Here is a 13,513-nt window from a genome sequence, read left to right as displayed (position 1 = left end):
ACACGGGAAGGGGGGACGGCGCAGCCATGGCGGGCAACCCGCACGGTGGTGGCGGGCTCATGCGGTGGCTTCTGACGTACGCCGACATGATCACCCTGCTCATGATCTTCTTCATCGTGCTGTTCACCATGGCCAACATCGACAAGCAGCGGTACGCCCGGTTGGCAAGTTCGCTCCAGATGGCCCTGGGAGGCGGGGCGGGCCTGCTACCGGGAGAAGGCGGTGGGCAGGCGGGGGAGGGGGCCGGCGCGGTGCCGGTACCGCGGGATCTCCCCGTGGCTCCCGAGACACCGCTTCCCGGGTCCTCGGGCTCGGAGCATACGTCCTCGGACGAGGCGCCGCAGGCGGCGGCGTCCGAAGATCCGTTTGCCCGCCTGGGTCGTAACCTGGCCGCCGACTTCGCACAGGACGGACGGTTCGTCGTCTATGCCTCGCAACGCGGCGTCGTGCTGAGCATGCTCGGGAGCGCGCTGTTCGACACGGGGCAGGCTGTACTGAAGCCCGAGGCAAAGGCCACCCTCCACACCGTCGCGCTCCGGTTGCGGGCCCTCCCCTATGACATCAGCGTGGAGGGGTCGGCCGACGACCGCCCGATTCATAACGCCGCGTTTCCGTCCAACTGGGAACTCTCCACCCGCCGGGCGACGGAAGTGGTTCGCTACCTGGTCGAAGTGGAGGGGTTGGATCCACGGCGGTTCCTGGTGGTAGGGTACGCGGAGTACCGGCCGGCTTTCGATAACCGCACGCCCGACGGGCGGGCACGCAACCGGCGGGTCGACATCGTCGTGCTGAGGGACCGGGTGCGCGTGGGCTTCGGCGAGCGCGTCGCTCCGCCGCATTGAACGGGCCTGCGCCCACGCGCACGAGCCGTGATCTGGCCAGGGCCCCGAGCCCGGCGCGAGCCGGGCTCGGGGGGCTTGCGCTCAGACTGCGATGGGAGCGTAGACGCGGACCTCTGCCAGGTACCCTGCAGGGTTGCTGATCGCCGGTATGCCCGGCGTCGCGTAGTTGGCTACCGTGGTCGTCAGGGTCAGGGTGTTGGCCCCCACGGCCAGCGTCACCTCGGCCACGCCCACCACGACGTTGTCCCAGAAGTAGGGAGGCGCGTTGTCCTCCCCGAAGGTCACGACGGGACCGCCGTTGACGAGAGGGTTGACGACGGAGAAGGAGACCGGCACCCCGTTGAGGGCCAGGCTGGTCGTCGATCCGTTATCGGCGAAGACGGCCACGACGACGGTGGCGGCCACGGCCGCTATCAGGGTTGGCAACGCCAGCGTGGTGGTGAAGGTGACGACCTGCCCGGCATCGACGTCGGGTTGGGTGAGCGGGTCGACGTTCCAGAGGTAGCTCACGGGCGTGCCGTCGACGACGTTGTCGTTGATCCGGGGCCACAGCGGAAACGGTGCGCTGACCGCCACGGCGGGCGCGCCCGGCGGCGTCGCCGTAGTGTTGGCAGGAGTGGTATACGCCCGCAGCAACAGCGCCATGACGCCTGTTCACCTCCTCAGGCCGCTTCGCGCAAGGCAGGCCGCTGCGCCATCCTTGCGGGAGCGGCCGGCCTCATGCTATGCGCCCGCCCGAGGGGTGGACGTGGTGCCGCGAGCCCGATCGAGGTCGCTCAGGAAGGAGAAGGACGGCCCCGCAGGACGAGCCGCTCGACCTCTCGCCACAGCTTGTCGAACGAAGGCGAGCGGGATCGGGTGCGCTCGACGTCGATGAGCTGCGTCAGGGCCGGCTGATCCACGGTTTCAGAGTAGAAGCGCCCCGGCGTCATTTGCTGCTCGAGATACTCCTTGGCTCCCCGAATGGCCTCAGGGTCGTGGGGTACCCGGGCGTCTCTTCGAATGCCCCTCTTCCCGTGCAATTGGTCAAGACATGCCACGAACCAGGTCTCGTATTCCGCCTTTGCGAGCACCACCGCGACGGGCGCCTGTCGGCCCAGTACTTGCTCAGCCATTTGAAGAAGCCCGGGACCCATCGTTGCGGGACAATCGTCATCGGCATCGAAGAGCACGAGGATGGCGGGATCGTCTACCTTGACCAGAGCCAGCCGGAGCGCGCGCTCCAGGTGAACCCATGTTCTTGTAGTTCTTGAACGCTACGCGATCCAGGCGGGCCGGTTCCGAATTCCCTGCTGTCACCGATACGACACCCGCCGTAGCCAGTATGCAAGCCGGGAACGCCGGCGTCGAGCGTGGCTCCGACGAGAAAAGGCCGGCCCAACGACGGTCGCTGCGGGAAACTCAAGCGGGCACAGACAACCCACGGCGGTGCCAAACGTCCGGAGTGCGCAGGAGGCGTTTTTCACGTCCTGGCGACAGTGGCGCAGCCCCGCGCAGTCCCTGCCGCCCCGTCGCTCGGGAGCCTTGCCAGAAGTGGTGGGCCCGAAGGGACTCGAACCCCCGACCCGCGGTTTAGGAAACCGCTGCTCTGTCCGCCTGAGCTACGGGCCCACCCGCCGAACAGCAGTTTACCACCCGCGTCGGCCATGCGCCAAGAGTCCGGACCGAACAAGAGCCGGGAGCGTGCAGCAGCACCCTCCCGGCGGGGAACGTCCGGCGGGTCTTCCTCGCGGGCTCAAGCATGTGACGGGGCATTGGCCGGATACGGCGGCCCGCACAAGGGTACGCGCTGATCTGGCGGCGTGGGTGGACACGGCGGTTGCGCCTGGGTGCAAACCCTCGGGGTACACAGCTCGGCCGGTACGCAGAGCTTGATGGGGGCCTTGGACTCGAACTGCAGGCAGATGGCCTCCTCACAGCAGACCGTGCGGCCGTCGGCGGAGATCCGGCAGGGCCCGCACTCGCCCGATACCTCCACCTGCTTGGTGGTGCCCGGCGGCGCGAACAGCGTCGTCGTGTGGAACGACGTCGCGGTCACCGTGAAGGTGCAGCGGACCACCCGCGGCTCCACGGATTCGAGAATGGTGATCTCCTTCTCCTTGTCGACACGGGCCGTAACGGTGTGGATGTTCTCCGGGCCCGGCGTCTGGGCCACGATGCTCGCGGTGAGGCCGACGATACGGCATTCTACCGGGAGATCCGGGGGCACGGGTGGGGCGCACTCCGCCGGGATCGTGAAACAGTCCGTCTCCGTCAGCGGTTTGACGCACCAGTCGAAGACCTTCAGCGCGAGGATACACACCTGCTCTTTCTTGGAGAGCGACTCCGTTGGCTTCTGGCTTGCGAGAACGGAGGGCTCCGCGTCCTGCATGGGGTCGATTCTCCTCCTCTCGTGCGTCGCGAATCCCTGAAGCGGTGGCATCCTATGAAACCAAGCCCAGGTTTGCCTGGTGCGGGGGCACCATCTTCCCCACGGGGAGGATCGGGATCCGATCGGGCGGCCGCCTGGGTCAAGTCCCCACCGGCCTCAGCAATCCCCTAGTGAGCGGCCGGAGGTTGTCCCCTAGAATCGGCGGAGGAAATGCCGAGTTGGGGGGATCACCGAAGTGCCTCGCAAGCCCTCGTGCACCGTTCTCCTGTCGAGTCTGCTCCTGCTGCTGGTGACGGCCGCCCTCGGCCTGGTCGGGCCGGAGAAAGCAGCCGCATCCGGGTCTATCTACGACTGGACGTTCTACCAGCGGTATCGCCCCAATGGTTCCTCGGTGGTGCAGACGCCCGTCGCTCCGCAGACTCCTGCTGCTCCCACGCTGCCGCCGGATCAACCGGCGCCCCCGGCTCCGACTCCGAACCCGGCCGGGACGGACCAGCAGCGGATGCTCACCCTGATCAACCAGGCACGCGCTCGAGCCGGCGCGGGGCCGCTCCGGCTCGACCAGGGTCTCAGCAGCATGGCCCAGCAGAAGGCCGAATACATGGTGGCCAACGGATACTCCAACCATTACGTGCCCGGTTACGTCTACCCGTACCTGGCTGAGAACCTCACGGGAGCCCCGAACGTGGAGACGGCGCACTGGCTGTTGATGGGTAGCCCCTCTCATGCGAAGACCCTGCTGGACCCGCGCTACACAGAGGTCGGGATCGGTATCGCGAGGAGCCGCAACGGGGGCATCCTCGTCGTCCAGCTCTTTCGGTAGACGAGCCGCGACGAGCCGCGCCGCGCTCGTAGCGGTTTTTGGGAGCCGGGAGGGGGCCTGGCAAGACCCCCTCCCGGCTCACGTCTCATACCATGGAGCACGCCGGGCGCGAGACGGACGCGCACCGGCACTGAGATCCCGAAGGAGAGAACTCGTGACATGGGCTGCAACTGCAACCAGCGCCTGGTCGACGCGACGCCGGAGGGCAGCGGTGCGAACTCGTATCCGCGAGGCGGGGCGGTCAGGTTCCCCGATACGGACCTGACGGGCCTCTACCCGGAGCGCCTCGTCTGGGCCATGCTGGCGTCAGCCGCTCAAAGCCCCCCGCGCAGAGCGCAGAGGGCCGAGCCCGTCGTCCAGTCCGGTCCGAAGGAGGTTTCAACGGCGCCTGCGCCTCCCTCGCCGGCGGACACCTCGCAGCCAGACTCCCCTTCGTCTCCGGATGAACCGGCCGATTCGCCCCCGGCCAGCCGGTCACACTACCCGCGCAGCCTTCAACCCCGGGCCTCTTCGTACGTGACGCCGGAATCCCCCTGGGTCAGGGGCGCCACGCACTCGGGCTCGGCACCTCGCAGCGCGGAGCCCGCCGCGCGCAGCATGGCAACGTACCGCATGGGCCCGGCGCGGTCCCGGCCTCGAAGGACCCTGGCCGTCTCGCCCGACGCGACCGGCAGGACACCAGGCTAAAAGGCCGCCCGCAGCCCGAGGCTCTGGACGCGGTCCTGGGGGTGCGCTCCCCAGAGAGGGTCGCCATCGTTCCACGGCTCTGACGCCGCATAGTCGAGGCGCAGGCCCCCCAGCTGGAGGGAGGCGCCCACGGTGCGCCGTTCTTTGAGGAACGGGAAAGAGGAGTCCTCACGCTGCGGCCGGGAGCCGCCAGCCCTCAAGGCGATTGGCCCCAACCTGATCTCGGCTCCCGCTCGCACCACCGCCGGGGCATCCTCCCCCCACCCGGAGGGCGGCTGCACGTAGTCTGCCGCGAGGTTGGCAAAGCCGAGCCTCAGGGCCGCCCCATACGCCACCTGGCGCATGCCCGAAACGTCCCGTTGGGTCTGGTCTGCCCCCGTGAGGCTGCCGGCGGCGTTGCGCATCACGGCCCCTACCCGTAAGGGCCCGGCGCTGACCAGGACGCCGGCGTCGGCGCTCCAGCCCCGCTCCTGGTCGGCCCCGCCCATCGCGGACGCCAGGTAGTGGCCCGAGACGCCCAGGCCGACGACCCACATCCGGGCAGCGACAGCGGCGGTCGCGTCCCAGCTCTCGAGATCGCCGCCCTCCCCCGGCACGGCCAGCCGGGTCGCTCCCAACCCGACGTGCCGGGTCGCGACGAGCCCACCCACCCGGGTCGCCGGCTGCCCTCCCGGCGTCCCGGCCGGCCCCGACGCGTAGGCACCCTGGATCTCGGGTCCTTCCAGGAACGCCAGGCCGGCAGGGTTGTAGAAAACGGAGGCGCCGTCATCCGCCAATGCCACGAACGCCCCGCCCATGCCGGCAACCCTGGCGCTCGTGCCCAAGCCCCCAGGATCCGCCATCTCTGAAAGCGACACGATACCCGCAGATGACGTAGTGCCCGGAGCTGCCTGCGCACCGGTGGAGGTGCCGGCGACCACTACTGCCAGGGCGAGGGTCATCCCCATCCCGACTGCTCCGACCAGGCCTCGCATGCTTACCACCCTGGCCCCACCTCTCGTCTCCAGACGTCTCAGCGACTGCCTTCTCGGAGAGCGCTCGCCAGTCCTGTCGGAAATCGCCGGCAGTTGTCGTTGCGACGCCGCCGCCCGGTCCGGGCACCTCGCGACCCCGGCCCGGGTCATTTGGCGTGCGGGCGTCATCCTGTGCTTCGAATGCGACGGGATGCCCTCAACGCTGTGACGAGAAGGCAGGATCTCTATCGGTAAAGACGGCGAGGCTCTTTCGGGGGTGCACCCGCGCCGCGGGCAGCGCCTCCCCGGCCATCCAGCGCCGCAGCGCATCCTCCTTGGCAGTCCCCAACGCCAGGAAGAGGACGTCGTCGGCCCGCCCGAGCGCCTCCAGGGTGAGCGTCACCCGCTCGGGCGGCGGCTTGGGCGCCCGCCACACCGGCGCCGCCCATCCCCTCGCCTCGAGGGCCTCGTCCCCCGGGAACAGGCTCGCCGTGTGCCCGTCCTCCCCCAGGCCCAGGATCGCCGCCCGGATGGGCGGCACGCCCAAGGCCACCTTTTCGAACTCGGCGGCCGCCACCGCCGGCCCCTTGTGGGCGGGGATGGGCACGAACCCCCCGGGCTTCACCGGCAGCCGGGAGAGGAGGGCTCGGGCCAGCATGACATCGTTGCGCTCAGGGGCTCCTTCGGGGAGGCACCGTTCATCGCTCGGCACGAGCACCAGGCGCTCCCAGGGGATGGGGGCCTGTGCCAGCCGTTCGTAGAGGGCCACCGGTGTCCTGCCCCCCCGCCAGCACCAGCGTGCCCGTGCCGGGGCCCGGGTCGCGCAGGCGCCGCACGAGCCACGCCGTTGCAGCTGCGACGGCTCGCGCCGAGTGGCCCAGATGGTACCAGGTCACTTCAGGGGAAGCCACACGTGCCCCCGGTGGAGGAAGATCCGGCCGGCCTCTGCAGGCCCTTCCGAGCCGGCGGGGTAAGAGGCCAGCCCGTCCGGTCGGCGGTCCCAATACTCCAGCACCGGATCCAGGACCCGCCACGCCCAGTCCACCTCGTCGTACCGCAGAAAGTAGGTACGGTTACCTTCGAGGACGTCCAGCAAGAGGCTCTCGTAGGCATCGACCTCGGGGTCTCCCTGCGCCCGGTACGCCGCCTGCAGGACGACCGTCCGGGGCGTGAGCTTCAGTCCGACCTGCTTGGCCTGCACGACCAGGCTGAGGCACTCGTCGGGCTTCATGGACAGCACGAGCCAGTTGGGCTCGAGCCGCCCGAGCGTGGCAGGTTCCAGAAACTTCTGGGGAGGCACCTTGAACCGGATGGCCACCTCGCTGCGGCTGGCAGCCAGGCGCTTGCCGGTCCGCAGGTAGAAGGGCACGCCCAGCCACCGCCAGTTATCCACCAGCAGCCGCAGCGCCACGTACGTCTCGGTCCTGGAACCCGGACGGACGCCTTCTTCGTCCCGGTAGCCGGGCACTCCCCGGCCGTCGACCTCCCCGGGGCCATACTGCGCCCGAACGACCGCACCGTCCACGTCCTCGTCGACGGGGCGCACGCTTTTCAGCACCTTGACCTTCTCGTCGTGCAGGTCGTCGCCGTCGAGCCGGGCCGGCGGCTCCATGGCCGTGAGCGTGACCAGCTGCAGGAGGTGGTTTTGCACCATGTCGCGCAAGGCCCCCAGGCTGTCGTAGTACCGGGCGCGGCCCTCCATTCCCAGAGTCTCGGCCACCGTCACCTGGACGTGGTCGACGTGGTCGCGATTCCAGACCGGTTCGAGAAACGCGTTGGCGAACCGGAACACCAGCAGGTTTTGAACGGCTTCCTTTCCCAGGAAATGATCGATCCGGTAGATTTGCGCCTCCTGCCAGTCTCGCCGCACCTGCGCGTCGAGGTGCCGGGCGCTGGCCAGGTCCCGGCCGAAAGGCTTCTCCACCACGAGCCGACGGAAGCCCCCCTCCTCCCGGTGAAGACCCGCCCCTGCCAGCAGCCGGGCCGCCTCGCCGAAGAGCCCCGGCGGAAGGGCCAGGTAGAAGACCGCCTGCCCGGGCACCCGGGCGGCTACCGCCTTGACCGCCTCCTCGTCCATGCCTCCGGCGACGAACCGAAGGCGCGCCTCGAACCGCGCCCGCTCCTCCCGGTCGTGCCCGGACACGAACTCCTCCAGCGCGGCGCCGACGTGCGCGCGGAAGGCCGCATCGTCCCACCTCCGGCGGGCGACCCCGATGATCTCCAGGGCGGGCGGCAGCTGCCCCTGGCAGTCGAGCCGGAAGAGCGCGGGGAAGAGCTTGCGCCTGGCAAGGTCGCCGCTCGCGCCGAAAATGACGATGGCGAGATCCCTGGGCCCCGCGGTCCGCCTGCGACCCATCAGGCGCGCTCCTGCCCTTGATGCTCCTGCTGCGCGGGGTCGGTGGCGTCGCGCACGGCCACGGCGTGCCCGCCGAAGGCACGCCGCAGCACGGCCAGCACTCGGTAAGGATAGTGTGTTGCGTCCTGACTCTTGAACCGCTCGTGAAGAGCCAGCGCCAGAAGCGGTGCTGCAACCCCGAGGTCGATGGCCTCGTGCGCGGCCCAGCGCCCCTCCCCCGAGTCGGCGACCACCGGCGCGACACCGGAAAGCCGTGGATCCGACCGGAGTTCGGCGGCAATCAGGTCGAGCAGCCAGCTCCGGATGACCGTCCCGTGCCTCCAGGCCTCCGCCACCGCCGCCAGGTCGATGTCGAACTCCTTGCGCCTCAAGAGTTCGAACCCCTCGGCGTAAGCCTGCATGAGGGCGTACTCGATGGCGTTGTGCACCATCTTGGCGTAGTGGCCTGCCCCGACCGGGCCAGCGTGGACCCACCCGCGGTCCGGAGCAGGGGCCAGCGCTTCGAGGAGCGGGCGCAGGTGGGCGATGACCTCGTCGGAGCCGCCTGCCATGAGGCCGTAGCCGTACTCTCGCCCCCAGATGCCTCCCGACACCCCGACGTCTGCGAACCCGATGCCTCTGGGGTGCAGCCGTTCGGCGTAAGCCATGGAATCCCGGTAGTAGCTGTTGGCCCCGTTGACCAGGACGTCTCCCGGATGCAGCCGGCGTGCGAACTCTTCCACCGCGTGGGACGTGACCTCGCCTGCGGGCAGCATCAGCCAGGCCACGCGGGGCGGCTCCAGCCGTTCAACGACCTCATCGAAGGAGCGGGCAGGCTCGGCGCCTTCTTTCTCCAGTGCTTCGAGGGGGCCGGGCGATCGGTTCCAGACGACCACTCTGTGGCCTTTGCTCAGCAGGCGCCGGGCCATGTTGCCCCCCATCCGGCCCAGCCCGATCACCGCGACTTCCATGCGTGCGTCCCCCTTGTCCCCGGTTAGTCTCCCCACCGGCGCCCGCCCTTTGCGGGAAGGCGCCCGGAGCGCGACATAGAAGCTGGGGAAGAGGGCGAGGGAGTCGATGGAGGAGCGGGAGAAGGCGGTGCCGCAGAGCGCGGCCACCCGGGGACGGGGACTTCTCGACAACGTCGTGGTCGTACTCTACCAGCCCGAGGACCTCGTCAACGTCGCGAGCGTCGTGCGGCTCATGACCAACTTCGAGGTGACGGGGCTCCGGCTGGTGGAGCCTGCCGCGTGGGACCCCTGGCGGATCGAGGCCATCGCGCACGGAGGGCAGGAAGTGCTGGCCGCCGCGCGGCGGTTCGCGACGCTGGAGGAGGCCCTCGCGGACTGCAGCCTGGTGCTCGCGACGACGGGGCGGCCCCGCGAGCTCGTGAGGGAGAGGCTGACGCCCCGCCAGGCCGCCCGGGCTTTGCTGCAGGCCGCCTCGGCCAATCCGGGCGCGCCCGCGGCCGTCCTCTTCGGGCGCGAGCGGGACGGCCTGCCCAACTCCGTCATTGACCGGGCGCACGCGCTGGTCACGATCCCCACCGACCCCGGCCACCACTCGCTCAACCTGTCGCACGCCGCCGGGATCGTGCTCTACGAGCTGTACGTGGCGTGGTGCGAAGAGGCGCGCCCAGAGAGAACGAGAGCCGAGACGGGGCACCCGATGGCGGTACCCGTCGACCGGCCCATCGCGCCGGGGTCCCAGCGCGCCGAGATGGTGGGGGCGATCGAGGAGCTGCTCGAGACACTGCATCCACACACCAGCCCCGCCCGCCGGGCGGCGGCGCTTTCCCGCCTGGAAGCTCTCCTGCTGCGAGCCGTGCCCGACCCCCACGAGGTGGAGCTGCTCATCAACCTCTTCCGCCACATGACCCGCATCGCCCGAGCGGCCGGGCAAGCGCCTCGGCGTTAGGCGGACGGGGCTTGCCCCGTCAACGGCGGCACAGGTCCGTCCAGCACCGGACGCCCTGCTCGTACCACCGCCGGAGCGTCGCTTCCAACTGGGTGAAACCGGGCTGGCGGCTGTGGGCCGTCGCCTCGATGGCCAGCACCACCACCTCGGGTCCCATGCCCCGCGTCGTCATCCACCCGAGCAAGCAATCCGCTTCCGCGACCCTGGGTACGCCCAGGCGCGCTCGGTACCAGTCCAGCACGGCCCGGTGCTCCGGCCGTACCAGCGAGCGCCCGGCGCCTCCCGACCAGACGTCCATGATCCGGGCCGCCTTGAGCGCAGCCACCCAAGATCGCAGCAGCGCCGACGGCCGCAACCTCGCCAGACCGGGCCGTCCCGCCCTTCCGACCCGGTGCATGCCAGCTCCCCCTTCCTCGGTCGCACCGGCCTCCTCGGCTTATGCAGGATCCCCGGCCGGTGGACACCGCGGGGCGCCCTGTTGGGGTGGGTGTGCTGGTCAACGAAAGCCGGGCACCGGCGCCACGGCAGGATCGCAGCGCCGGTGCCCAAGTTCGTCTCGTCTATCCCACGCCGGCCCAGAGCTGCCTCAACCGGAGCGCGGGCTCGACCCCGCCCTCAGCCGGCCAGGCCGCCCGGCGGCGTGCTGCCGGAGGCCGAGGCTGCCACCTGCTCGGCGCCCACCGCGCCGAAAGCGGGCGCCTCCCGCTTGGAGGTCCGGATGGCCCACGCCACGGCGGCCAGGGCCAGCACGATCACGAGGCCGGTGCCCAGGCTGATGCCCTGGTAACGCACGATGATGGGAGCAATGATGAGGCTCACCAGGTTGACGACCTTGATCATGGGGTTGAGGGCAGGCCCGGCGGTGTCCTTCAACGGGTCGCCCACGGTGTCGCCCACGACCCCGGCCTTGTGGCGTTCGGAGCCCTTACCCGTGTTACGGGCCAGATCCCTCGGCTCGTCCTCGATGAGCTTCTTGGCGTTGTCCCAGGCCCCGCCGGCATTGGCCATGAAAACCGCCAGCAGCTGCCCCGAGAGGATGGCGCCCGCGAGGAAGCCGCCCAGCGCCTCGACACCCAGCGCCAACCCGACCACGATGGGCCCCATGACCGCCAGCGTGGCAAGGCTGACGAGCTCCTTTTGCGCTGCCACGGTCGAGATCTGCACGGCCCTGGCGTAGTCAGGCTTGACGGTGCCCTCCATGATGCCGGGGATGCGAAACTGCCGGCGCACCTCCTGCACGATGAGGCCCGCTGCCCGGCCCACCGCCTTGATGGAGAGCGAGGAGAACAGCCACGGCACCGACCCTCCGATGAGCAGCCCGACAAAGACCATGGGCTCCGAGACCCGGATGCCGTTGGCCAGCGCCTGCGGGTCGATCATGCTGACGTCCGCCACGAACGAACCGAACAGCGACACCGCCGCGATGACGGCCGATCCGATGGCGACGCCCTTGGTGATGGCCTTCGTGGTGTTGCCGACGGCGTCGAGGTCGGCCATGATCTGCCGGGCCTTGGGCTCGAGGCCTGCCATCTCCCCGATGCCGTTGGCGTTATCGGAGATGGGGCCATAGGAGTCCATCGCCACGTTGTTGCCCGTCAGCGTCAGCATGCCGATGCCTGTCATCGCCACGCCGTAGAGGATGTAGTGGACCTTGTCCGCCAGCGAGGCCACCGGATAGCTCCAGTAGATGGCGATGGCGCTCAGGATGGTGGCTCCGATGACCAGCACCGCCCAGACGGTCGACTCGTACCCCACCGCCAGGCCTGTGATGATGGTCGTCGCCGGCCCGCCGTCGGTGCTGCGCTGGATCTCTCGTACGGGGGCGTAGCGGCCGTCGGTGAAGTAGCGGGTCAGCTCATCGATGACGATGGCCAGGATCACACCGGCCACCACCGAGGCAAACGCCCGCCACTCGTGCATGTAAAACGCCGCCACCAGCGCGAAGCCCACGATGGAGACCGCCGCCGAAGTATAAAACCCCCGGTTGATGGCGCCCATTGCGTCGCCCCGCTCGTCCGAGTGCCCCCGTACCCGGTACGTGCCCACGATCGAGGCGAACACGCCGATGGCCCGCACCAACAGCGGGAAGATGATCCACTTGATGTCGCCTGTCAGGTGAACAAGCGTAAGGCCCAAGATCAAGCCGGAAACGATGGTCACCTCGTAGGACTCGAAGATGTCTGCCGCCATCCCGGCGCAGTCGCCCACGTTGTCGCCCACGAGGTCGGCGATGACGGCGGCGTTGCGGGGGTCGTCCTCGGGGATGTCCTTCTCCACCTTGCCGACCAGGTCGGCCCCCACGTCTGCAGCCTTGGTGTAAATCCCACCGCCCACCCGCATGAACAGCGCCAGGAGCGTACCGCCGAAGCCGAACCCGAGCAAGGCGTCAGGGGCTGCCTTGCCGAAGTACATGAAGATCACCGTGCCACCCAGGAGCCCCAGCCCGTCGGTCAACATCCCGGTGACGGTGCCGCTACGGTAGGCGATCCGCAGCGCCCGATCGAAGCTCGAGCGCGCCGCGGCCGCCACCCGGATGTTGCCTTGCACCGCCATCCGCATGCCAAGCTGCCCTACGAGCAAGGAGAAGACCGCGCCCATGATGAACGCGATGGCCCGCCCCAGCCCCACGATGAGCCGGACGGTCCCGGGATCGTACCCGGCGAACCGCTCGACTGCCTGCGGGCTCGGCGGCACCACGTAAACGCTCAAGAAGAGCAGCACCGTCAAGACGCCGATGAAAGGCAGGATGGTCCCGAGCTGCCGGCGCAGGTAGGCGTCGGCGCCCTGGCGGATGGCGTCCCATACCTCCCGCATCCTGGCGGTGCCCGTCTCCTCCCGCATCACCTGGGATCTGAGGAAGGCTGCGTAGGCGAGACCGGCGACCGCCACGAGAAGCACGACCCACAGTGCGCCCGTTTCGAACGGTGTCAGCGTCAACCCGCCCATACCTCGTACTCGCCTCCGTCTCCTTGGAACGGCCGGGACTTCGACAGTCGTGCGACGAGTCCTGCACGAGAGCCATCCTGCGCTACGCGCCAGACGTGACGAATACGCGGCCCGCTTCGTTCAAGTGCATCGCCGCCGTGCCTCGCCGGATCAGCGCGTAATCGTATTGGAATCTAGCTCGTATGCCTCCCCGTGTTGAATGCGCCGGCGCGCCCGCGCCCCCCGCTGCGTACGGCACGCGGAGAGGCGGCAGAGCGCAGCAGGAGGCCTCTTCCGGCCGGCGAACCCGTAGGAGGGGAGCAAAGCAGGCCGGAGGGGGTGCCTCCCATGGTCGAGGCGTTTCCCGAGGCTGTCGTGGAGCAGGCGTTTCGCCGGGCGGGGGCCCGGTGCGAGTGCACCCGCAGCGGGCACGGCCATCCGGTCCGGTGCCCCAAGCGCCTGCAGTGGGAGTTACGGGGCCACGACGGGCCCGGGGGCTGGGAGGCCCGCCCCTATGACCCCGCCAGACCGGCCACGGCCAGCAACTGCGAGATCCTCTGTCAGCCTTGCTACAAGGCGGCCACCTGAGTGCGGCGAGGGCCGCAGCCGCGCGCAGCGTGTCCGGCGCGCCGTTTGATCCCCTGTCGGTACCGGGCAGAT

Annotated in this window: 13 protein-coding genes and 1 tRNA gene; 4 read left to right on the top strand and 10 right to left on the bottom strand. The window is 69.5% G+C overall.

Annotated elements, in window-relative coordinates; translation table 11 throughout:
* Nucleotides 1–26: 26 nt before the first annotated feature.
* Entirely contained in the window at nt 27–842 is an 816-nt protein-coding gene (locus U7230_RS14015) for an OmpA family protein (protein ID WP_324716451.1), read from the top strand.
* Nucleotides 843–923: 81 nt separating this feature from the next.
* Here U7230_RS14015 and U7230_RS14010 read toward each other — a convergent pair whose 3' ends face one another.
* The 4 genes from U7230_RS14010 to U7230_RS13995 all read right to left on the bottom strand — a co-directional run bounded on the left by U7230_RS14010 (nt 924) and on the right by U7230_RS13995 (nt 3,213).
* Nucleotides 924–1,487 (bottom strand): hypothetical protein, encoded by a 564-nt coding sequence (locus U7230_RS14010; protein WP_324716450.1) that lies wholly within the window; start codon nt 1,485–1,487, stop codon nt 924–926.
* Between the two features lie 131 nt (nt 1,488–1,618).
* Entirely contained in the window at nt 1,619–2,050 is a 432-nt protein-coding gene (locus tag U7230_RS14005; RefSeq protein ID WP_404980689.1) for a DUF4276 family protein, read from the bottom strand.
* Nucleotides 2,051–2,376: 326 nt separating this feature from the next.
* Nucleotides 2,377–2,453: transfer RNA gene (locus U7230_RS14000), tRNA-Arg, on the bottom strand.
* A gap of 124 nt (nt 2,454–2,577) precedes the next feature.
* Nucleotides 2,578–3,213, bottom strand: a complete 636-nt coding sequence (locus U7230_RS13995; RefSeq protein ID WP_324716449.1) for a hypothetical protein — start codon at nt 3,211–3,213, stop codon at nt 2,578–2,580.
* Between the two features lie 235 nt (nt 3,214–3,448).
* Between U7230_RS13995 and U7230_RS13990 the strand changes: the two genes are divergently transcribed.
* On the top strand, nt 3,449–4,036 hold the full coding sequence (locus U7230_RS13990; protein ID WP_324716448.1) for a CAP domain-containing protein: 588 nt from the start codon (nt 3,449–3,451) through the stop codon (nt 4,034–4,036).
* A gap of 683 nt (nt 4,037–4,719) precedes the next feature.
* On the opposite strand, the gene U7230_RS13985 is transcribed toward U7230_RS13990, so the two are convergent.
* The 4 genes from U7230_RS13985 to gnd form a co-directional block, all read right to left on the bottom strand.
* A complete protein-coding gene (locus U7230_RS13985) occupies nt 4,720–5,706 on the bottom strand; it encodes a PorV/PorQ family protein (protein WP_324716447.1) in 987 nt (328 codons plus the stop codon).
* A gap of 187 nt (nt 5,707–5,893) precedes the next feature.
* Nucleotides 5,894–6,529: a 6-phosphogluconolactonase gene (gene pgl, locus U7230_RS13980; RefSeq protein WP_324718253.1), complete on the bottom strand. Its 636-nt coding sequence runs from the start codon at nt 6,527–6,529 to the stop codon at nt 5,894–5,896.
* A 39-nt stretch (nt 6,530–6,568) separates the two neighbouring features.
* Nucleotides 6,569–8,032, bottom strand: a complete 1,464-nt coding sequence (gene zwf / locus U7230_RS13975) for a glucose-6-phosphate dehydrogenase (RefSeq protein ID WP_324716446.1) — start codon at nt 8,030–8,032, stop codon at nt 6,569–6,571.
* Nucleotides 8,032–8,982 (bottom strand): phosphogluconate dehydrogenase (NAD(+)-dependent, decarboxylating), encoded by a 951-nt coding sequence (gene gnd, locus U7230_RS13970; protein WP_324716445.1) that lies wholly within the window; start codon nt 8,980–8,982, stop codon nt 8,032–8,034. Before gnd ends, zwf begins: the two co-directional genes overlap by 1 nt.
* Before the next feature lie 106 nt (nt 8,983–9,088).
* Here gnd and U7230_RS13965 point away from each other — a divergent pair, with 106 nt between their 5' ends.
* Nucleotides 9,089–9,928, top strand: coding sequence for an RNA methyltransferase (locus U7230_RS13965; protein ID WP_324716444.1), 840 nt, complete (start codon nt 9,089–9,091; stop codon nt 9,926–9,928).
* A gap of 19 nt (nt 9,929–9,947) precedes the next feature.
* On the opposite strand, the gene U7230_RS13960 is transcribed toward U7230_RS13965, so the two are convergent.
* Entirely contained in the window at nt 9,948–10,325 is a 378-nt protein-coding gene (locus U7230_RS13960) for a DnaD domain protein (protein ID WP_324716443.1), read from the bottom strand.
* A gap of 218 nt (nt 10,326–10,543) precedes the next feature.
* Entirely contained in the window at nt 10,544–12,874 is a 2,331-nt protein-coding gene (locus tag U7230_RS13955; protein WP_404980528.1) for a sodium-translocating pyrophosphatase, read from the bottom strand.
* A gap of 327 nt (nt 12,875–13,201) precedes the next feature.
* Here U7230_RS13955 and U7230_RS13950 point away from each other — a divergent pair, with 327 nt between their 5' ends.
* Nucleotides 13,202–13,441 (top strand): hypothetical protein, encoded by a 240-nt coding sequence (locus U7230_RS13950; protein ID WP_324716441.1) that lies wholly within the window; start codon nt 13,202–13,204, stop codon nt 13,439–13,441.
* The last annotated feature ends 72 nt before the right edge of the window (nt 13,442–13,513 follow it).

This window comes from Limnochorda sp. L945t (assembly GCF_035593305.1).
Classification (GTDB): Bacteria; Bacillota; Limnochordia; order Limnochordales; family Geochordaceae; genus Carboxydichorda; species Carboxydichorda subterranea.
Note: the sequence above shows the minus strand (reverse complement) of the source record. Positions and strands in the feature narration are given on the sequence as shown.

Bases quoted from the DNA above. Each gene is read 5' to 3' on its own strand.
- U7230_RS14015 (WP_324716451.1), top strand. From the start codon at position 27: ATGGCGGGCAACCCGCACGGTGGTGGCGGGCTCATGCGGTGGCTTCTG.
- U7230_RS14010 (WP_324716450.1), bottom strand. From the start codon at position 1,487: ATGGCGCTGTTGCTGCGGGCGTATACCACTCCTGCCAACACTACGGCG.
- U7230_RS13995 (WP_324716449.1), bottom strand. From the start codon at position 3,213: ATGCAGGACGCGGAGCCCTCCGTTCTCGCAAGCCAGAAGCCAACGGAG.
- zwf (WP_324716446.1), bottom strand. From the start codon at position 8,032: ATGGGTCGCAGGCGGACCGCGGGGCCCAGGGATCTCGCCATCGTCATT.
- gnd (WP_324716445.1), bottom strand. From the start codon at position 8,982: ATGGAAGTCGCGGTGATCGGGCTGGGCCGGATGGGGGGCAACATGGCC.
- U7230_RS13965 (WP_324716444.1), top strand. From the start codon at position 9,089: ATGGAGGAGCGGGAGAAGGCGGTGCCGCAGAGCGCGGCCACCCGGGGA.
- U7230_RS13960 (WP_324716443.1), bottom strand. From the start codon at position 10,325: ATGCACCGGGTCGGAAGGGCGGGACGGCCCGGTCTGGCGAGGTTGCGG.
- U7230_RS13955 (WP_404980528.1), bottom strand. From the start codon at position 12,874: ATGGGCGGGTTGACGCTGACACCGTTCGAAACGGGCGCACTGTGGGTC.
- U7230_RS13950 (WP_324716441.1), top strand. From the start codon at position 13,202: ATGGTCGAGGCGTTTCCCGAGGCTGTCGTGGAGCAGGCGTTTCGCCGG.